The organism is Frigoribacterium sp. AC512, from assembly GCF_979258295.1.
In genome coordinates this window covers 1,547,236-1,566,788 of sequence record NZ_OZ409850.1, presented here as the reverse complement: position 1 = coordinate 1,566,788, position 19,553 = coordinate 1,547,236, and the positions used below count along the sequence as shown (strand labels likewise).

Here is a 19,553-nt window from a genome sequence, read left to right as displayed (position 1 = left end):
TGTCAGTAGGTCGCCAGGAGGTCCCGGAGGACGCGACTGCCAAAGGCTAGTGCGTCGAGCGGTACCCGCTCGTCGACACCGTGGAACATGGCCGGGAAGTCCATGTCCTCCCCCAGGCGCAGCGGCGCGAAGCCGTAGCCGGCGATCCCCAGCAGGCTCAGCGCCTTGTTGTCGGTGCCGCCCGACAGCAGGTACGGCAGCACGGGCGCCCCCGGGTCGTGCCGCTGCAGGGTGGCCGTGATCGTCTCGACGAGGTCGCCGGAGAACGGCGTCTCGAGCCCGATGTCGGTGTGGACGGTCTCGATCTCGACGTCGTCGCCGACGAGCTCGCGCACCTGGGCGAGGACCGCCTCCTCCTGGCCGGGCATGCAGCGGATGTCGACCCGCGCCTCCGCCGTGTCGGGGACCACGTTGTGCTTGTAGCCCGCCGTCAGCATCGTCGGGTTCGTCGTCGTGCGGAGCGAGCCGCGGATGAAGCCCTGGGCCGTGCCGGTGTGCAGCACGAGCTCGTCCGGCGCGGTCTGCGTGACGTCGACGTCGAGGATGCGCGCGACCTCGCGGAGCAGCGCCGTCGTCGTCTCGGTGAGGGCGATCGGCCACTCCTGACGGCCGAGCGCGGCGACGGCCTCCGCGAGCCGCGTCACCGCGTTCGCCTTGATCATCTGGGAGCCGTGGCCCGCGGTGCCGCGCGTGCGGAGGGTGATCCAGATCAGCGCCTTCTCGCCCGTCTGCAGCAGGTACGAGCGACGCCCGTCGATGTAGGTCGAGTAGCCCCCCACCTCGCTGATGGCCTCGGTGGCCCCCGCGAAGAGCTCGGGGTGCTCCTTCACCAGGAAGTGCGAACCCAGCACTCCCCCGGCCTCCTCGTCGGCGAAGAAGCCGACGACGAGGTCGCGGGCGGGGCGCTCGCCGGAGCGGATGATGTCGCCGAGCGACGTCAGCATCATCGCGTCCATGTTCTTCATGTCCACGGCGCCGCGGCCCCAGAGCATGTCGTCCCTCACCACGCCCGCGAACGGGTCGACCGACCAGTTCGCCGGGTCGGCGGGCACGACGTCGAGGTGGCCGTGCACGACGAGGCCGGGCTTGGCGCGGTCGGCGCCCTCGACCCGGGCGACGACGCTGACGCGACCCGGCTCGGACTCGAACAGCTGCGGCTCGAGGTCGAGGGCCCGCAGGGCCTCGGCGACGTACTCGGCGGCGTCGGCCTCGCCCTCGGACCGGCCGCCGCCGTAGTTGGAGGTGTCGAAGCGGATCAGGTCGCGCGCGATGACGGCCGTCTCGTCGAGGTCGTGGTGGTCCGGCTGCGATGCGCTCGTCGTCATGCCGTCCACGGTACCCGGCGACCGCCTCCTGCCCGTGGTCAGGAGTGCCTCCGCGGCCGTGCTAGTGTTTCGTGGTCGGCTTCGGCAGGCACCATCCAGTCCGGGTGGCGGAAATGGCAGACGCGCTAGCTTGAGGTGCTAGTGCCCGTATAGGGCGTGGGGGTTCAAGTCCCCCCTCGGACACCGATCGTGAGATCGAGACATTGGTTGAGACAGTGTCAGAAGAAAGGCCCCGCTCCGGCGGGGCCTTTCTTCTTGCCAACGTGTCCGTCGTCGAGCGCGACGGGAGCCGTAGGGTCGGCTCATGTCGTTCCTCATGGCCGCCACGCGCTCGCTGCTGTACCTGTTCCCCCGCACGACGCGCAGCGAGGAGAGCGTGCGGCGCGAGATGGCGAAGCGCGGCCCGGAGGCGGCGCCGTTCCCCCGGGGGCTGCACCGCGTCGCCGTCGTGACGGAGACGACCGTCGAGGGGCAGCGCGTCGTCCGGATCACTCCGCGCCGGGGAGCGACCGGGGCGCACCTGATCTGGACGTGCGGCGGGGCCTACGTGTACCCGGCGCTGCGCACCCACTGGGCCCTGCTCGCCCGGCTGGTCCGCGCCTCCGGCGTGACGGTCACAGTCCCCCTTTACGGGCTCGCGCCCGAGCACGACGTCGCCGACGCGGTGCGGCTGCTCGACGCCGTGCACGACGGCCTCCGTGCCGAGGGAGCCGACGTCGTGCACCTCGGCGGCGACTCGGCCGGCGGCGCGCTCGCCCTCGCCCAGGCGATGCGGCACCGCGACACGGGCCGGCCCGCCGCCTCCTCGGTGTTGCTCGTCTCGCCCTGGCTCGACGCGACCCTGAGCGATCCCGCGGTGCCGTGGCTCGCCGACCTCGACCCCATGCTGGGACGCGACGGCCTCGTCGCCGCCGGAGCCTGGTGGGCCGGCGACCGCGACCGGCGCGACCCGCTGGTCAGTCCCCTGTTCGGCGACCTGGCGGGGCTCCCGCCCGTCTTCACCTACCAGGGCGACCGCGACCTGTTCGTCGCCGACGCGAAGGAGCTGGCCCGTCGCCTCGCCCGGGTCGACGGACGTGGCGAGCTGCGCGTCTACCGCGGGGCGTTCCACGTCTTCGTCGGCGCGCCCTGGACGAGGGAGGCGCGGCGCGCGACGGCGCACCTGGCCGGCGTGCTGCGCGGCCGGCCCTGACCTCCGGGCGTCGGCCCGCGCCTCCGTCCGGCCCGGGATCGGCCTAGTCTCGGCGGCGACGAGTGAGGGCCCGCATGAGCGCGGGCCGGACGAGAGGACGAACACCATGGAGCACACCAGACTCGGCACGAGCGGCCTGCGGGTCTCGACCGTCATCCTCGGCTGCATGAGCTTCGGCGTGCCGGGCAGGGGCACCCACGAGTGGACCCTCGACGAGGAGGCCTCGCGGCCCTTCATCCGTCGGGCCCTCGAGCAGGGCATCACGACGTTCGACACCGCCGACGTCTACAGCGACGGCACGAGCGAGGAGATCGTCGGCCGCGCGCTCGCCGACTTCGCCCGGCGGGACGAGGTCGTCATCGCGACCAAGGTCAACGGCCGGATGAACGACGGGCCGAACGGCGCCGGGCTCTCGCGGGCGCACGTCATGAGCGCCATCGACGACAGCCTGCGTCGGCTCGGGACCGACCACGTCGACCTCTACCAGATCCACCGCTGGGACCCGGAGACGCCGATCGAGGAGACGATGGAGGCGCTGCACGACGTCGTGCGCTCGGGCAAGGCCCGGTACATCGGCGCGTCGAGCATGTGGGCCTGGCAGTTCGCGAAGGCGCAGCACACGGCCGACCTCGGCGGCTGGACCCGCTTCGTCTCGATGCAGGACCAGTACAGCCTGGTGCAGCGCGAGGAGGAGCGGGAGATGCACCCGCTCTGCCTCGACCAGGGCGTCGGCGTGGTCCCCTGGTCGCCGCTCGCGCGCGGCAAGCTGACCCGCGACTGGGACGCCACGACCGCGCGCACCGAGACGGACCGCTTCGGCCAGACCCTCTACAAGCAGCAGGAGGACGGCGACCGTCGCGTCGCCGCGGCCGTGGCGGAGGTGGCGGAGGAGCGGGGCGTGTCGCGCGCCCAGGTCGCCCTCGCGTGGGTGCGCCAGCAGGAGGTCGTCTCCGCCCCGATCGTCGGCGCGACCAAGATGCAGCACCTGGACGACGCCGTCGCCTCCGCCGACCTCTGGCTGACCGACGACGAGCTCGACCGGCTCGAGACGCCCTACGTCACCCGGGAGAACGAGGGGTTCTGACCCACGCGGCGCGGCGTCCGTCTACTGTGAGCCGCACGGGCGGCGAGGACGCCGACCGCCACGACGAACACGGAGGCACCCCATGGGCACCGAGCACCACGGCACCGACGAGCAGCACGAGCACACCTCGCACAGCGAGCACCACGAGCACCACGAGGGCCACGTCGACGGCGACACGCACGTCACGCACGACAGCACGACGTCGAGCGAGTCGGACGGCTCGTACGTCGACAGCGACATCCCGGAGGACGGCGGCACGACCGCCGGCCCCCACGACGGCGAGGCCGACGGCTCGTACACCGACTCGGACGTCCCCTCCGACCGCTGACGCAGCCAGGTCGCACTTCCCCGCACGACGCCCCGCGCCTCCTCGAGGCCGGGGCGTCGTCGTGCCGGCGGGCCACGTCGGACCCGGCCGTGGTCCTGGCCGGGCATCGCCGAGCCCGGCCCGGCGGCTCGACCCGTGCGCTGCCCGCAGAGTACGGTCGTCGCAGGGAGGAACACATCCATGACACAGCGAATCATCATCCTCGGCGGCGGTTCCGCCGGACTCACCGCCGCACTCGAGCTCCAGAAGCGCCGGCCGCCGCAGAGCGCCAGCATCACGCTGGTCGACCAGTCGCCGTACTACACGTACCAGCCGTTCCTGCCGGAGGTCGCGGGCGGGCACATCGCCCCGCGCGACGTGACCGTGCAGCTCCGGAAGGCACTGCGCAAGACGTCCGTGATCGAGGCCGGGGTCACGGGCCTCGACTCGGCCGCGAAGAAGGTCACCGTCACCACGGCCGACGGTCGTGAGCAGGTGCTGGCCTACGACCAGCTCGTCGTCGCCCTCGGCGCCGTCACGCGCACGTTCCCGACGCCCGGCCTCGCCGAGAACGGCGTCGGCTTCAAGAGCGTGGAGGAGGCGCAGTACGTCCGCGACCGCATCCTCGGCAACATCTCCGAGGCCGCGTCGGTGACCGACGCCGCCACGCGTCGCAAGCTGCTCACCGTGGTCTTCGTCGGCGGCGGCTACACCGGCGTCGAGGCGATGGCCGAGCTGGACGACGCCGCCAAGGCGGCCGTGGACCAGTTCCCGAGCCTGTCGCGCGACGAGCTGCGGTTCGTCCTGGTCGAGGCGCTCGACCGCGTCGCGCCCGAGGTCGGCCCCGAGCTCTCGAAGTGGACTCTGGGCCACCTCCGCGGCCGCGGCATCGACGTGCGCCTCGGCACCACGATGCCCTCGTGCGTCGACGGCGACGTCGTCCTCAGCGACGGCGAGACGATCCCCGCGGGCACCATCGTCTGGACGGCGGGCGTCAAGCCCAACCCCGTGGTCGCCGACCTCGGCCTGCCGCTCGGCCCGAAGGGCCACGTCAACGTCAGCGCCACCCTGCAGGTCGAGACCGAGCAGGGCGAGAAGCTCGACGGCGTTTGGGCGCTGGGCGACGTCGCGCAGGTGCCGAACCTGCTCGCCGAGAAGCAGCCCGCCTACTACCCGCCGAACGCGCAGAACGCCGTGCGCCAGGCGGTCACCGTCGCGGACAACGTGATCGCGGCGCTCTCGGGCGCCCCGGCCTCCGAGTACCGTCACGAGTCGCTCGGCACCGTGGCGAGCTACGGCATCGGCAAGGGCGCGGGAGTGCTCAAGGGCGTGTCCGTCACGAACGTGCCCGCCTGGCTCGCGCACCGCGGGTACCACCTGTACGCGATGCCCACGTTGAACCGCAAGTGGCGCATCCTCACCGGCTGGATCACGAACTTCGTCGGCGGCCGTGACCAGACGCCGCTCGTCGGCCTGAATGACCCGCGTGCCGGGTTCCTCAAGGTGACGCCGGTCGTCCAGCCGAAGTCGGACCCCGCGACCGAGGCCAAGAGCGCGGCGAAGCCCGCGACGAAGACCGGCGCGGCGAAGAAGTAGCGCGAGCGTCCGATCGAAGGAGGCGCGTCCCGGGTGACCGGGGCGCGCCTCCTTCGTCGCTGTCCGGGCCCCTGACCCGCCTCGACGCACCCGGCCTGGCGGCCTCACCGTGCCGGTGCACTCCCCTCGTTCAGCGGGGAACGCGTGCGTCAGGGCGACCTGGTCGGCGTCGCCGTGGTGCGGTTCTCGTGCGCCTTCCCGCGCTTCTTGTCGCCGATGAGCTCGGTGGTGAGGTCGGAGATCCTGTCCGTTCGTGAGGTCGGTGAGGTCGGTTCGGTCCTTGAGGTGCTGGAGGCGGTCGGCGAGGAACGTCCAGGCCGTCCAGGAGTCGTCGAGCTGGTCGCGGCCAGCGGCCTTCGGGGTGAACACCTTGCGCGGCGGCCCCTTCCCGGACGGGACCTTCTCGACGTCGACGAAGCCGCGCTGGTCGATGCGCACGAGGAGCGCGTACACAGTGCCCTCTGCGATGTCGACGAAGCCCTGCTCGCGGAGCCACGTCGTGATCTCGTACCCGTGAGCCGGGTGGTCGACGAGCGGCTGGAGGACGATGCCCTCCAGGGTGCCCTTGAGCATCGCGATCTCTTGCCTGGGCATGACGACACCTCCGCGTTTGCCACTCAGCGTCGCTGGGTACTGGTACCTAGCAAGGCTGGCTAGCGAGAGGTCAACGCCGTGCTGGTCGCTCAGCCACCTCGCGAGGTCAGGCCGGGATGAATCTCGGTGAAGGATCGGCTATCGGGCCTCCGGAGGGAAGTCACTGGCTGCGATCTCCGCTTGCGGTTCGCCACGAGGTCGATAGCTTGGAACGATGCTGGGAAACCTCACGGGATGGCACATCGCAGTCATCGTCGGCGTCATCGTCATGGCCCTCGCGGCGATCTGTCTCTTCGCTTGGCTCGTCGCCTTCTTCTCGCGAAGATCGTCTCGCCGCAGATGAACCAGGTCCCGGCTCAGTGGCAGATCGCCTACTGGACGGGGTCAGTCGAGCACGTTTCGTGTACGCAGATGTGCGCCGCACAACCTGCGTGGCTCAGCGTCGAGAGGAGCACCATGTCCGAACCGTGCCCGTCACAGAAGAACTGGTACGCCGTCCTGTTCTTCAACATCGCAGCTGCCGCCGGCACGATCATCGACATTGTCCTCAACTTCTGGGGGCCAGCGCGCGTGCATGGCAGCGCGATCCCTCCCCGGCGTGAGCCTCGCCGAAACCTCCGCATGAACACACCGCAGCGGACGAGCAGCACCGAGAACACTGGGTCCCGCTGACGGATCCGCTATCGGGCGGGCGACATGGGCTCTACGACACGAAATTCACGATAATAGGGGAACGTCAAGTTGCGTGGGCATCGTTCGGCGTCACGGCTAGATCCATCCTCGCTCGAGAGCCATCAGTACTGCCTGCTGCCGAGTCGACACGGACAGCTTCGTGAGGACGGCCGAGACGTGGTTGCGCACGGTGCCGGGCGCGAGAGAGAGCTCGCGAGCGATCTGAGCGGTCGTCTGGCCCTGACGGCCGACCCTCAGCACGTCCCGTTCGCGATCGGTGAGGGGGCATCGTTCGTCGCTCAGCGCGTCGGCCGCGATCTCGGGGTCCACGTAGCGTGCTCCCGCGGCGACCCGGCGGATGACTTCTGCGACTTCCTTCGCGTCGCGGCTCTTCGGCAGGAAGCCAGCTACTCCCGCGGTGAGTGCGCGGCGGAGCACGCCGGGGCGGGCGTGTCGGGTGACGACCACGCAGCGAGCGGTGATGGTGCGTCGGAGCCGCTCGGCGACCTGGACTCCGTCGAGGCCGGGCATCTCGAGATCGAGCAAGCAGATGTCCGGGTGCAGGCGTTCTGCCGCGGCGACGGCTTGTTCGCCGTCGGAGCACTCGGCGATGACCTCGATGTCGCCCTCGAGGCGCAACAGGGCGGCCAGCGCCGAGCGGATCATTGCTTCGTCGTCGGCGAGGAGGACCCGGATGGGCCGGGAGATTCCCTCCACAGTGACGTCAGAAGTCATGTCGATGCTCATCGGAGCCCGCCCGCGTCGGCATCTGCGGGAACGGTCACGATCACGATGAAGTCGTCCTCCCCCGCGAGGACTTCCATCGATCCGCCGACATCTCCCGCGCGCCTGGCCGTGCCCTCGAGCCCGGTGCCCTGCCGCATGCGCTCAGGAGGTGCCTCAGCGCCATCGAGTGACGGTGCCGTCACGGGAAGCAGGGGTGCGGGGACGTCGTTGCTGATCTCGTACCGCCACCCGTCGTCGAGCCTCGTGAGGGCCAGGCGGGCGCGCCTTCCACCGCCGTGTCGGAGGACGTTGGTGGTCGTCTCCCGGATGACGGGTCCGAAGACCGAGGCCGGGGCCGTGTCGGCATCGACGTCGATGACCGCCTCGACTGTGAGGCCGGCGGCGCGCAGCAGGTCACGAGCGTTGGCGAGTTCGTCGGCAAGGGGGACGGTGCGGAACCGGGTCGCGAGATCGCGGGTGCCCTGCCGGGCCTCGTCGACGCTGAGGCGTGCGGCTCTCAGCTGCCCCAGGGCCGCGTCGCGGTCGTCCGGAAGCAGTCTCTCGGCGAGTTCGAGCTGCAGGGCGATGACCTGCAGGTGGTGTCCCTGGAGATCGTGGACGTCGGTGGCGACGGCGAGTCGCTCTTGGGTCGCGGCGAGCCGAGCCTCGGAGACGCGAGCACGGTCGAGTGTGATCAGCACGTCCCACCACCACAGGGACAGCACCGTCGTCAGAGGCAGCAGAACCGAGAAGACACCTGCGACGTACGGGTCTTCCTGAGCTGACAGGGGTGGTTCGGAGAAGGCCGTGTTGACGTCGACGACCAACACGCCCGCCAACAGGGCCGTGACGGCCAACACGATGCGTGCCCGCACGAATCGGGGCCAATGGAGGAGCTGCAGGGACTGGGCGAGAGGCAGGATCAGCAGCACCCAGAGTCCGGACAGCCACCACCCCGTGACGCCGTAGGCGGCGGCGACGACCAGGGGCACGAGGGCGCTGCGCCGGTCGAGAGTCGAGGCGTCTGCTCCGCCGTGCCGATAGGCGCGCAGAAGAGGAGCCGTGGAGAGCACCCAGACGAGACCGCCGACCAGGACGGCGAGGACGGTACCTCGGTCGAGGCGCGCCTGCAGGAGCGTCGCGGCCCAGACCAGCACGACGGTCAGTTCGAAGAGCACGAGCGCAACCACGGTGTACCACCAGGTCGCAGTGACGGCACGTGCCGTACTTCCGACGACCGGCGGGGACGATGCTGCCTCGACGGTGCGGGCATCGGCCTTGGCGGTCATGGCCCCACCCTAGGTCCGTGACAGAAGTCACGGGTCTGACGGGTACATCACCCCCACCCCGGTGACGGCCTGACACTGCCGGTGACATCGCCCCTGCGGTGGACTGGGCACTACAGCGAAGAGGTCGACCAGGCCCCTTCCGAGACCGACAGGAGCGACCCTCATGGACCTGATCGCACGATTCCAGGAGCTGGTGGCGCAGATGCCCGAGATCCTGCAGCCTCTCATCGTCGCCCTCGCCGGCGCGGTCCCGTTCATCGAGGGCGAGGGGGCCGCAGCCATCGGCATCGTCGGCGGCCTGCACCCCGCCGTCGCCATCACCGCAGGCGCCATCGGCAACTTCTTGTGCGTCTTCGTGCTGGTGACAACCAGCTCGAAAGCGCGGTCGGCCGTCGTCGCACGACGCCGCCGGGCGGCGGCGAGCCGGCGCGAGGCCGTCGTCGGGGTCCCCACCGGAGGAGGAGCCGCACTGGCCGCGGCAGAACCGGCCGCCGAGTCCGAGGAAGTCGACGAGAGCGGCAGGAAGTCCGCCCGCAAGGCGAAGTTCCAGAACGCGCTCGTCCGCTACGGCGTTCCCGGCGTGAGCCTGCTCGGCCCCCTTCTGCTGCCCACCCAGTTCACCGCCACCATGCTCGCCAGCTCCGGCGTGAGCAAGGCGCGGGTGCTGTTCTGGCAGGGACTCGCCATCGTCGGATGGTCCACCCTGATCGGCGTCGTCGTCGGAGGCGCCACGCACGCCGTCGCCTGACGTGGCAGGACTCCACCATCGGGAGAACATCCACCCGAGGGACTGCAACGCGAGAATCCGGCCGGTGGCCGATCGGCTATCGAGACAGGGGGACGCTTCGGAATGATCGGTCTCGGCTCAAAGCGTGGATAAGGCGCCAAAAATCCAGACGAGATCAATCGCAATGATGATCAACGCCCAGATCGACCAAGGCCGCATGGGCCGGCCGAAGACACGCGCGTTTCCGTAGCCGTGCTCCCTAATACCCTTGCGGAGCCCGACGTATTGCACAGCTAGGCCGATCACGAGAAGGACAATACTCACAGCGAAGATGACCGAAACGGATAGACCCATTGCTTGAAAGTAATCTCCGTCCCAGGTCTAGGTCCGTCTCACCAAACGATCGGCTATCGGGACGCTTGCGATCACTTCGTTTGCAGGCATGCTTGTCGGCACTACGCGCCGTCCTGCCACCCATCTCACTCGAGCAGGGAACCCCAGGTGACGTCACCGTGGAGAAAGACGACGCGCGTTCCTTCCATGGCCCAGACGTCTGCCCATGTCGGAGTCCCTTGCCTCCTCATGAAGACGGGCGCAGCTGCGGCGGCCGCCGCACTGACGTCGATTGGACTCGGCCAGGCGGGCGTGCATCCACCGCCACCGCATCCACACCCCTCGAACGCCACGGTGGCACCACGCCGAACGAACGTCCGAACCTCCGCCGCATCGACATCCGCGGCCGCTTTCTCGAGTCGACCACCGTCCGGGGTGAAGAACTGTCCAGCGAGGTTGAACGTCCCCGGCCGCACCGCAAAACGGCCCTTCGTCACAGCTCTCCTCGTGACGCCAGACGTCGGATTGTCCGGGGACGGTCGGCTTGCTCGCTTCGACATGGGCCCATCATGCCTTTTGTCGACGAGGGTCAGCGTCGGCGACGAGGACCGCGAGAGACCTGGCACAGTTCGGAGTCGTTACTCGCGCGCGCATGGCTCTTCGTTAAGCCATCGACAATCGAAACGGTGGCATCTAATTCCGGCCCACAGTTCATCCGGGGAAGCGCACTGTCAGCGCCCGATCGGGGATCGACCCGTCTAACGGGACATCCACTTCGATCTCTTCGTCTGTCCGGAAAGCTCATAGCGACATGACGTGTGCACACCCCGCTCACACGAAAGACCACCGAGAGCGCGCAAGGATCACGAACGGGATAGCCGTAGGATTTCGCCATGTCTGCCTTTTGGCGCGGTCTCCGCCAGTTTGTGCGTCAGCGCCCGGAAGTAGACGAGCGCGTCCCTGAACTCTCTCGATGGGATTCTCGCGGCATCGTGGGAACCATAGGCATAGGCGAGAATGCAGGGCTCAAAGTCCTCGCGCTAAAAGAGGTAAATGGTGCAGGGAAATACGTGAGCTACCTCCTCGAGCTGCCTTTCGCATTCATTGAAAACCCCGACTCCTCAATTCGCATGGAGAACGGCATCTTCGATGACAACGTCCCCGGTGAGTCGGGGGGCCTTATCGATGAGCTGACGAGAGCGTTTGATGTCACATGGTCATGCTCATCGGCGGACGTCGACGCCTACTTTCGAGATCTGGACCGGTGAGACCCGATTGGCGGGGAATCACTCCACTTCCCTCTGGACCTAGGTCATCAGGCTGAAGCAACACCCCCGTGGTGGCCCGCGAAAACGAAGCGTTTAGTCGACGGCTACTGGCCTGCTAGAGATTCCCCACAACAGCCTCCAAGAAACGCAGGACGGGGCGGGCCAGCCATCGCCAGAGCCAGAGCAGCGGCCGAGGCCACCAGTCGGGCGCCCCACTATTGGCGCGGTCCCGGCGCCGCCGGGCGCGCTCGGCACGCGTCCGGGGCTGCGGTCCACGGCGCGCGCGGCCTCTAGGGCGTTCCGGTAGGGGCCGCTCCGACTCCGACATCTACGCTTGCTCGGCTCTCTGGATGGCCCGGTAGACAGTTGAGCGTGCGACGCCGAAGAGCTCCGCGATCTCGCTCGTCGTGTGCTCACCGGTTCGGTGCAGCTGGACGAGGTGCTTCTCCTGCGAGGCGGTGAGCTTGGGCTTTCGGCCGCGGAGTTTGCCGGCCGCCTTCGCGATCGCCATGCCCTCACGAGTCCGGGCACGGATCAGGTCCGCCTCGAACTCGGCCACCATCCCGAGGACGTTGAACAGCAGCCGGCCCACGGGGTCGGTGGGGTCGTAGACCGCTCCCCCGAGATTCAGCGCGACACCCTTCGTCGTCAGCTCGTCGGCAATGTCCGTCGCGTCTCGCAGCGATCGAGCCAGACGGTCGAGCTTCGTCACCACTAGGACGTCGCCGGCGCGGCACGCAGCGAGAGCTTCGCGAAGGCCCGGCCGAGCTCGAGTCGTCCCCGAGAGGCCGTGGTCAACATGCACGTGTTGATCGTCAACACCCAGTGCTGCGAGACCATCGCGCTGTGCTGCGAGATCTTGTCCCGAGGTCGAGACCCGGGCGTATCCGATGAGCATCCGACGACTGTAGCGTTTAGACCCCCGTCACCGGGCATTTTTGCGGGACAGGCATACGCGAATCCGCAGGCCAGGAGCTACTTGGTCTCAACCGACCAAGAACGGCCGGGGCAGGTGTCCCGATGAACGACCCTCAAGCGCGATCGCGCATCCTCACCGCGTCCGCGAGATGTCGGACTCGGCGGCTGAAGCTGCCAGGCCAGCCGGCGCTTCGACCCCGCGCTCCGGCTATCACTTCGGCTACGGCTACGGCTGCGGCACCGGCACGCCGCGCGGCAGCCGGATCGCGACGACCGCGCTGACCGCGAGCAGCGCCGCCGCCGTGCCGAAGGCCACCTCGAACGAGGCGACGTCGACGAGCAGCCCCGCGACCAAGGGCCCCGCGATCGCCCCGACGTCCGAGCACATCGAGAAGATCGCCACCGGGCGACCGCCCCGAGCGCCCGCCGCGTCGCCGACGAGGGCGGCCGGGGCCGTGCCCATGAACGCCGTCGCGACGCCGTAGACGGCCAGCAGCGCGCCGAGGGTCACGAGTCCGGGGGCGAACGGGACGGCAGCCAACGACACAGCAGCCACCGCGAACGAGCCGATCACGGCGGGTCGCCGGCCCACGGTGTCGACGAAGCGGGACGCCGGCGCGAGCGCGATCGTCTGCGCCACCGCGGCGACGGCGAACAGGACACCCGTCCACGAGGTCGGCTGGAGCAGCACCTCGACGACCAGCACCGGCACCAGCGCGCTGCGGACGCCCAGGGACGACCAGCCCTGGGCGAAGCTCGCCACGCACGCCGCCCGGAACCGCACGTCGCGCAGCACGTCGGCGAGGGGCCTCGTCGGCTCCGCGGCCGAGGCGGCGGCCGCCGCGTCGCCGCGGCGCGGCGGGCTGAGCAGCAGGATGCCGACGATGCCTGCGACCGCGAGCGTGCCCGCGTAGAAGAAGAACGGCGCGGTGAGCGAGACGGTCGCGAGGAGGCCGCCGAGCGCGGGCCCGGCCATGCCCCCGACGAGGAACCCGCCCTGGTAGAAGCCGATCGACCGGGCGCGGCGGTCCGGGGTCGTCGAGGCGAGCAGCAGGGTCATCGCCGAGATCGTGAACATCGCCGAGCCGATGCCGCCGACCCCGCGCAGCAGCAGCAGCTGCACGTAGTCGTGCGCGAGGCCCGCCAGGCCGCTCGACACGGCCACGATGCCGATGCCGACCGAGAGCACGACGCGCTCGCCCGCGACGTCGATCATGCGCCCGACGAACGGGCTCGCCACGAGGCGCATCAGGGCGAAGGCCGAGAGGACCGCGCCGACGGCGACGTAGCCGACGCCGAAGCTCGCCGCGTAGACGGGGAGCACGGGCACGACGACCCCGAAGCCGACCATGACGAAGAAGGCGATGACGCCCAGGACGACGACGTCCCGTCCGAGCCGGGCACGATGAGGGCGGGGCGAGTCTCGGCGGGTCGGGGCAGGGCGGGTCACCGACCAAGACTAGGCGTCGCGTGTGACGCTGTGTTGCAGGCCCGTGGCGCCCGCGACGGTGCACGACGACGATGGCCCGATGACTCGACGCATCCGGTTCAACGCCTTCGACATGAACTGCGTGGGGCACCAGTCCCCCGGCCTCTGGCGGCACCCCGACGACCGCTCGCCCGACTACACGAAGCTGAGCTACTGGACGTCCCTCGCGCGCCTCCTCGAGGCCGGTCGCTTCGACGGCCTGTTCATCGCGGACGTGCTCGGCACCTACGACGTCTACGGCGGCAACCACGACGCGGCGCTCCGCAACGGCACGCAGACGCCGGTCGGCGACCCGATCCTGCTCGTCTCGGCCATGGCGGCGGCGACCGAGCACCTCGGCTTCGGGATCACGGCCGGCACCGCCTACGAGCACCCCGTGCCGTTCGCGCGGCGCATGTCGACCCTCGACCACCTCACCGACGGCCGTGTGGGCTGGAACGTCGTCACCGGCTACCTCCCCAGCGCCGCCCGCAACATGGGAGCCGACGACCAGCTCGACCACGACGACCGCTACGACCAGGCCGACGAATACCTCGAGGTGCTCTACAAGCTGTGGGAGGGCTCGTGGGAGGACGACGCCGTCGTCCGCGACCGCGAGACCGGCGTCTTCACCGACCCGACGAAGGTGCACGAGATCGGGCACGAGGGCACCTGGTACAAGGTGCCGGGCATCCACGTCTCCGAGCCGAGCCCGCAGCGGACGCCGGTGATCTACCAGGCGGGCGCCTCGCCGCGTGGCATCCGCTTCGCCGCCGGCAACGCCGAGTCGATCTTCGTCGCCGCCCCCACGAAGGAGCGCCTGGCCGCGACCGTCACGAAGCTGCGCGACGCCCTCGAGGAGGCGGGCCGCGACCGGTACTCCGCCCGCATCTACACGCTGCTGACGATCATCACCGACGCGACGCCCGAGGCCGCCGAGGCGAAGCACGCGGAGTACCAGCGGTACGCGTCGCACGAGGGCGCGCTGACCCTGATGTCGGGCTGGATGGGCGTCGACCTGTCGACGTACTCGCTCGACGACCCGGTGGGCGACGTGGAGAGCAACGCGATCCAGTCGGCGCTCGCGAACTTCCAGGCGCAGGCCGGCGACAGCGGCAAGGAGTGGACCATCCGCGACATCGCGGAGGCGGCGGGCATCGGCGGGCTCGGCCCCCGCATCGTCGGGTCAGGCGAGCAGATCGCCGACCAGCTGCAGGAGTGGGTCGCCGAGACGGACGTGGACGGGTTCAACCTCGCCTACGCCATCACCCCCGGCACCTTCGAGGACATCGTCGAGCACGTCATCCCCGTGCTGCAGGCTCGCGGCGTGTACCCGACCGAGTACGAGCCGGGCACCCTCCGCCAGAAGCTCTTCGGCCGCGGCGACCGGCTGCCGGACGAGCACCACGGAGCCCGTCACAAGGCGTCCGCGAGGGTGGCCTCGGCCTGACGGGGAGTCCGCAGGAGGCGCGGTGCAGGCATGTCCTGCACCGCGCCTCCTGCGTTCTGCTCACGATCGTTACACTCCTGTGCTCCCTGCCCGCCGACCCACTGCCTGACCGGGGGTTCCGTGTCCTCGGGCAGGTAACGACGGGCGTGCCCGAGCAGCCCGAACGACACCGGTCGCCTGGACAGGACCCGGCGTGTCCTCGTTATGGTGGACGCCGAACGCCCGGTCCAGGCCGGGCGTTCGTGCGGACGGGTCGACGAGCGAGTGACGAGGAACGGGGATCAGATGGCGTGGGACTACGTGACGGGGCGGTGGGACCAGATCTGGTTCGCCTCGTGGCAGCACTTCTCCCTGGTGGTCCAGTGCCTCGTGCTCGCGGTGGTGATCGCCGTCGTCCTGGCCGCGCTCGTGTACCGGGTGCCCGCCCTCACCGCGGTGGCGAACGGCGTCTCGGCCATCGGCCTGACCCTCCCCTCCTTCGCCGTCGTCGGCCTCCTGATCGTGCCGCTCGGCTTCGGGGTCGTGCCCGCGGTGGTCGTCGTCACCTTCTTCGCGACCCTGCCCGTGCTGCGGAACGCCGTGGTGGGCCTGACCCAGGTCGACCCGGCTCTGGTCGAGTCCGCGCGGGGCATCGGGATGGGGAGCCTCCGCACCCTCGTGCAGGTCCAGCTGCCGCTGGCCTGGCCGATCATCCTCACCGGCGTGCGCGTCAGCGCGCAGATGGTGATGGGCATCGCCGCCGTCGCCGCCTACTCGCTGGGGCCCGGCCTCGGCGGCTTCATCTTCTCGGGCCTGTCCCGAGCCGGCGGCGCGAACGCGCTCGCCTCCGTGGTCACCGGGGTGGTCGGCGTCGTCGTCCTCGCCCTCGTGCTCGACCTCCTGCTCGTCGGCCTCGGCCGCCTGACCATCTCGAGAGGCATCCGTGTCCAGAACTGACTCCCCCACCGCCTCCTCGTCCGCGACGGAGGCGTCGGGCCGAAGCATCCTGCTCGACCAGGTCACGAAGCGCTATCCGGGACAGGCGGCCCCCGCCGTCGACGGCATCACCCTCGAGATCCCCGCGGGCAAGATCGTCATGCTGGTCGGCCCCTCCGGCTGCGGCAAGACCACGACCCTCAAGATGATCAACCGCCTGATCGAGCCCACCGAGGGCCGGGTCGTGCTCGGCGACGACGACGTCACCGACATCGACGGCGACGAGCTGCGTCGCCGCATCGGCTACGTGATCCAGGCCGGAGGGTTGTTCCCGCACATGACGGTGGCGGCCAACATCGCGATCGTCCCCAAGATGCTCGGCTGGTCCAAGGACCGCATCACGGCCCGTGTCGACGAGCTGCTCGAGCTCGTCTCGCTCGACCCGGTGACCTACCGCGACCGGTTCCCCCGCGAGCTGTCGGGCGGCCAGCAGCAGCGCGTCGGCGTGGCTCGGGCCCTCGCCGCCGACCCGCCCGTGCTGCTCATGGACGAGCCGTTCGGCGCCGTCGACCCGATCACGCGCCAGCGCCTGCAGGACGAGCTGATCAACATCCAGCACGAGCTGCAGAAGACGATCGTCATCGTCACGCACGACTTCGACGAGGCCGTCAAGCTCGGCGACTGGATCGTGGTCTTCTCCGAGGGCGCCCACATCGTGCAGTACGACACCCCGGAGCGCATCCTCGCCGAGCCCGCGAACGAGTTCGTCGAGAACTTCATCGGCTCCGGCGCGGGGCTCAAGCAGCTGACGCTCACCCGGGTGCGCGACGTCGACCTGGCGGAGGCGGTGGTCGCCAAGGCCGGCGAGTCCGGCCGCGAGGTGGCCGCCCGCGTCGAGGCCGCCGGGCACGAGCACGCCGTCGTCGTCGACGACCGCGGCCGCCCCGCCCGCTGGCCGTCGCTGCGGCAGCTCTCGCGCCTCGACGTCGTGCCCGACGGGACGGATCCCCAGCTGCCCGTGATCGGCAGCGGGGCCACCCTCAACGACGCCCTCGACACGATGCTCGTCTCGAGCGCCGGCGCCGCGCTGGTCACCGGTCGACGCGACGCCTTCGTCGGCGTCATCACGGTCGAGGTCGTCATGGAGGCCATCACCCGGGCGCGCAAGGCCGCCGCCGTGGCGCTCGAGGGCGCCCCGGTCGGCACGAACACGGGCCCCCTGCCCGTCGTCGGGCAGCCGCACGACGCGCAGCTCGCCGCTCAGGGCGACCCTGCCGAGAGCACCGAGGCCGAGGGCGACCGCGTCGCCGACGGCGCAGGCCCGGCCGGGGGCGACCGCGTCGCCGACGGCGCACGCCCGGCCGGGGAGCGTCCGTGACCGCCGTCGCGGACGTGCCCGCCGCCTCCTCGTCCGCTGGCCGCCCCCGGCGCGCCCGGCCGTCGTGGCTCGGCCTCGTCGTCCAGCCGGCGGCCGTCGCCGTGGTGTTCGCCGCGTTCTGCGTCTGGCTCTCGACCGCCGACCTCACGACCGCCGAGCGCACGACCCTCAACCCGTCCGCGCTGGTCACCTACACGGGCGAGCACCTGGCGCTGACCTTCGCGTCGGCCGCCATCGTGCTCGTCCTGGCCGTGCCGCTGGGCGTCCTCCTCACCCGCCGCCCGTTCCGGCGTGCAGCCGGCCCCGTGCTCGTGCTCGCCAACTTCGGGCAGGCGGCCCCCGCGGTCGGCCTGATCGTGCTGCTCGCCCTGTGGCTCGGGTTCTCGTTCTGGACCGCCGTGATCGCCCTCGTGCTGTACGCGGCCCTGCCCGTGCTGCGGAACACCATGATCGGCCTGCAGAGCGTCGACGCCCGCCTCGTCGAGGCGGGACGCGGCATGGGGATGTCGGCCGTCTCGGTCCTGTTCCGCGTGGAGCTGCCGCTCGCCGTTCCCGTCATGCTCTCCGGCATCCGCACGGCCCTCGTGCTGCTCGTGGGCTCGGCGGCCCTGGCGACCTTCATCGGCGCCGGCGGTCTCGGGCTCCTCATCACGACCGGCGTCAACCTGTTCCTGCCGAAGGTGCTCGTCTCGGGCGCCCTGCTCGTCGCCCTCCTCGCGCTGCTCATCGACTGGCTCGGCCGCGTGGTCGAGCACGTCGCCCGACCGAAGGGCCTCCGATGACCCCCACCGACGACCGACGACCCCGCCTGCGGGCGCTCCGCCGCGCCTCCCTGCTGGGAGTGGTCGCCGCCTCGTCCGCGGCCCTCCTGACGGGCTGCGGGCTGCAGCCCGCGACCGCCTTCGTGCCCGCCGTGGCGCCCGGCTCGATCGAGGCGATCGACGACCTCCCGGACGACGCCGCGATCACGGTCACGGCCAAGAACTTCACGGAGCAGCTCATCCTCGGCAAGATCGCCGTGCTCGCGGCCCAGGCCGCGGGCTTCGAGGTCACCGACATGACCAACGTGCCGGGCAGCGTCGCCGTCCGCCAGCTCATGCTCGACGGCGGCGCCGACATGACCTACGAGTACACGGGCACCGCCTGGCTCACCTACCTCGGAGAGGCGGCGGGCATCCCCGACAAGCAGGAGCAGTACGAGGCCGTGCGCAACGCCGACGAGGCCAACGGCCTCGTCTGGCTCGAGCCCGCACCGCTCAACAACACCTACGCGATGGCGGTCCGGTCGGAGGCGGTGGCCGAGCTGGGCGACGTCGCCACGCTGTCGCAGATCGCGGCCCTCCCCGTCGACCAGCGGACGTTCTGCGTCGAGGCGGAGTTCAACTCGCGGGCGGACGGCTTCGCCCCCATGCTCGAGCGCTACGGCCTCGAGCTCGGCGCGGCGGACGGGGTGCCGACGAGCAACGTGAGCATCCTCGACACGGGCACCGTCTACGAGGCCACCGACCGCGGCCGGTGCAACTTCGGCGAGGTCTTCACGACCGACGGGCGCATCGACTCCCTCGACCTGACCGTGCTGGAGGACGACCAGGGGTTCTTCCCTGCCTACAACGTCGCCCCGGTGCTGACCGACGACGTGCTGGCGACCTACCCCCAGCTGGCCGCGGTCTACGAGCAGATCTCGCCGGCGCTCACGGACGACGAGCTCCGCACCCTGAACCGCCGCGTCGACGTGGAGGGCGAGGAGCCCGCCGACGTCGCCTTCGACTGGATGGTCGAGAAGGGCTTCGTGACACGCCCGTGACACATCGCCCGGGGGGTGATTAACACGGGCTAGACGCAGGGTGAACGGCAGGCGGCGACACCTGCCGTTCGTCGTCCCCCGCTTGCGGGGCGAGGGTGCGCGTCACCCGGTCTGCACGACAGCTGTCGCCGTGAAGTCATCGATCGGCGCCCGTCCCCGCCGGGTCGGCACCAGGTCCCAAAGCGACCTTGACCAGGTCATAACCCTTCGTGACGAGGTGTCGCCCCGTGGGGGCACCTCGCGGCGGGGAACAGGGGCGGTGCGTCCTGGTCACTCGGCGGGCGTCGCCGCGGGCGCGACTCGCCCGGGGTGACGCGGCGCGATGTCCCGCGTGCGGGGGGCAGGGGAACCCCCGAACGGGGGGTCCCCTCCCGGGGGGTCCCCCACCTTAGAGTCGAGTCACCGGCAGCGGCACCCACCGCCCCGGAGAGCCACACCCGAACTGCTCCACCCGAACCGCTCCACCCACCCGAACGGGCCCTGCCGACGATCACCCGTCGTCGGCGA

At 70.5% G+C, this 19,553-nt stretch carries 16 protein-coding genes, 1 tRNA gene and 1 pseudogene; 12 read left to right on the top strand and 6 right to left on the bottom strand.

The features are described from left to right. Window positions 1-2: 2 nt before the first annotated feature. On the bottom strand, window positions 3-1,325 hold the full coding sequence (locus ACZZ97_RS07100) for a M20/M25/M40 family metallo-hydrolase (RefSeq protein WP_314101021.1): 1,323 nt from the start codon (window positions 1,323-1,325) through the stop codon (window positions 3-5). Between the two features lie 98 nt (window positions 1,326-1,423). Here ACZZ97_RS07100 and ACZZ97_RS07095 point away from each other — a divergent pair. From ACZZ97_RS07095 to ACZZ97_RS07075, 5 genes are all read left to right on the top strand, one after another. Further along, a tRNA-Leu gene (locus ACZZ97_RS07095) sits at window positions 1,424-1,508 on the top strand. 121 nt (window positions 1,509-1,629) lie between these two features. Further along, a complete protein-coding gene (locus ACZZ97_RS07090) occupies window positions 1,630-2,517 on the top strand; it encodes an alpha/beta hydrolase fold domain-containing protein (protein ID WP_463472693.1) in 888 nt (295 codons plus the stop codon). Window positions 2,518-2,623: 106 nt separating this feature from the next. Beyond that, a complete protein-coding gene (locus tag ACZZ97_RS07085; protein ID WP_314101024.1) occupies window positions 2,624-3,601 on the top strand; it encodes an aldo/keto reductase in 978 nt (325 codons plus the stop codon). Window positions 3,602-3,683: 82 nt separating this feature from the next. Further along, window positions 3,684-3,929 carry a hypothetical protein gene (locus ACZZ97_RS07080; RefSeq protein ID WP_463472692.1) on the top strand — a complete coding sequence of 82 codons (246 nt, stop codon included), beginning with the start codon at window positions 3,684-3,686 and terminating at the stop codon, window positions 3,927-3,929. 180 nt (window positions 3,930-4,109) lie between these two features. Beyond that, window positions 4,110-5,504 carry an NAD(P)/FAD-dependent oxidoreductase gene (locus tag ACZZ97_RS07075; RefSeq protein WP_463472691.1) on the top strand — a complete coding sequence of 465 codons (1,395 nt, stop codon included), beginning with the start codon at window positions 4,110-4,112 and terminating at the stop codon, window positions 5,502-5,504. A 276-nt stretch (window positions 5,505-5,780) separates the two neighbouring features. Here ACZZ97_RS07075 and ACZZ97_RS07070 read toward each other — a convergent pair. The 3 genes and pseudogenes from ACZZ97_RS07070 to ACZZ97_RS07060 all read right to left on the bottom strand — a co-directional run. Continuing rightward, window positions 5,781-6,098 (bottom strand): annotated as a pseudogene (locus ACZZ97_RS07070) (PadR family transcriptional regulator); the annotation flags it as partial. 768 nt (window positions 6,099-6,866) lie between these two features. Continuing rightward, window positions 6,867-7,505 carry a response regulator gene (locus tag ACZZ97_RS07065; RefSeq protein ID WP_463472690.1) on the bottom strand — a complete coding sequence of 213 codons (639 nt, stop codon included), beginning with the start codon at window positions 7,503-7,505 and terminating at the stop codon, window positions 6,867-6,869. Between the two features lie 8 nt (window positions 7,506-7,513). Continuing rightward, on the bottom strand, window positions 7,514-8,785 hold the full coding sequence (locus ACZZ97_RS07060; protein ID WP_463472689.1) for a sensor histidine kinase: 1,272 nt from the start codon (window positions 8,783-8,785) through the stop codon (window positions 7,514-7,516). A gap of 163 nt (window positions 8,786-8,948) precedes the next feature. On the opposite strand from ACZZ97_RS07060, the gene ACZZ97_RS07055 reads away from it, so the two are divergent. Both ACZZ97_RS07055 and ACZZ97_RS07050 read left to right on the top strand, forming a co-directional pair. After that, entirely contained in the window at window positions 8,949-9,533 is a 585-nt protein-coding gene (locus tag ACZZ97_RS07055) for a small multidrug efflux protein (protein ID WP_463472688.1), read from the top strand. Between the two features lie 1,205 nt (window positions 9,534-10,738). Further along, window positions 10,739-11,113 carry a hypothetical protein gene (locus ACZZ97_RS07050; protein WP_314101042.1) on the top strand — a complete coding sequence of 125 codons (375 nt, stop codon included), beginning with the start codon at window positions 10,739-10,741 and terminating at the stop codon, window positions 11,111-11,113. A 328-nt stretch (window positions 11,114-11,441) separates the two neighbouring features. On the opposite strand, the gene ACZZ97_RS07045 is transcribed toward ACZZ97_RS07050, so the two are convergent. Together ACZZ97_RS07045 and ACZZ97_RS07040 are read right to left on the bottom strand one after the other, a co-directional pair. Continuing rightward, window positions 11,442-12,011, bottom strand: coding sequence for a recombinase family protein (locus ACZZ97_RS07045; RefSeq protein WP_463472687.1), 570 nt, complete (start codon window positions 12,009-12,011; stop codon window positions 11,442-11,444). A 246-nt stretch (window positions 12,012-12,257) separates the two neighbouring features. After that, window positions 12,258-13,481 carry an MFS transporter gene (locus tag ACZZ97_RS07040; RefSeq protein ID WP_463472686.1) on the bottom strand — a complete coding sequence of 408 codons (1,224 nt, stop codon included), beginning with the start codon at window positions 13,479-13,481 and terminating at the stop codon, window positions 12,258-12,260. Between the two features lie 79 nt (window positions 13,482-13,560). On the opposite strand from ACZZ97_RS07040, the gene ACZZ97_RS07035 reads away from it, so the two are divergent. The 5 genes from ACZZ97_RS07035 (at window position 13,561) to ACZZ97_RS07015 (ending at window position 19,046) form a co-directional block, all read left to right on the top strand. Further along, the gene (locus tag ACZZ97_RS07035; protein ID WP_463472685.1) at window positions 13,561-14,949 is read left to right on the top strand and encodes an LLM class flavin-dependent oxidoreductase; all 1,389 of its coding nucleotides are present in this window, start codon (window positions 13,561-13,563) and stop codon (window positions 14,947-14,949) included. A gap of 285 nt (window positions 14,950-15,234) precedes the next feature. After that, window positions 15,235-15,885 (top strand): ABC transporter permease, encoded by a 651-nt coding sequence (locus ACZZ97_RS07030; protein WP_463472684.1) that lies wholly within the window; start codon window positions 15,235-15,237, stop codon window positions 15,883-15,885. Then, window positions 15,872-17,242: an ATP-binding cassette domain-containing protein gene (locus tag ACZZ97_RS07025; RefSeq protein ID WP_463472683.1), complete on the top strand. Its 1,371-nt coding sequence runs from the start codon at window positions 15,872-15,874 to the stop codon at window positions 17,240-17,242. The genes ACZZ97_RS07030 and ACZZ97_RS07025 overlap by 14 nt, the downstream gene beginning before the upstream one ends. Window positions 17,243-17,256: 14 nt before the next feature. Further along, window positions 17,257-18,024: an ABC transporter permease gene (locus ACZZ97_RS07020; RefSeq protein ID WP_463473774.1), complete on the top strand. Its 768-nt coding sequence runs from the start codon at window positions 17,257-17,259 to the stop codon at window positions 18,022-18,024. Next, on the top strand, window positions 18,021-19,046 hold the full coding sequence (locus ACZZ97_RS07015; RefSeq protein WP_463472682.1) for a glycine betaine ABC transporter substrate-binding protein: 1,026 nt from the start codon (window positions 18,021-18,023) through the stop codon (window positions 19,044-19,046). Before ACZZ97_RS07020 ends, ACZZ97_RS07015 begins: the two co-directional genes overlap by 4 nt. The last annotated feature ends 507 nt before the right edge of the window (window positions 19,047-19,553 follow it).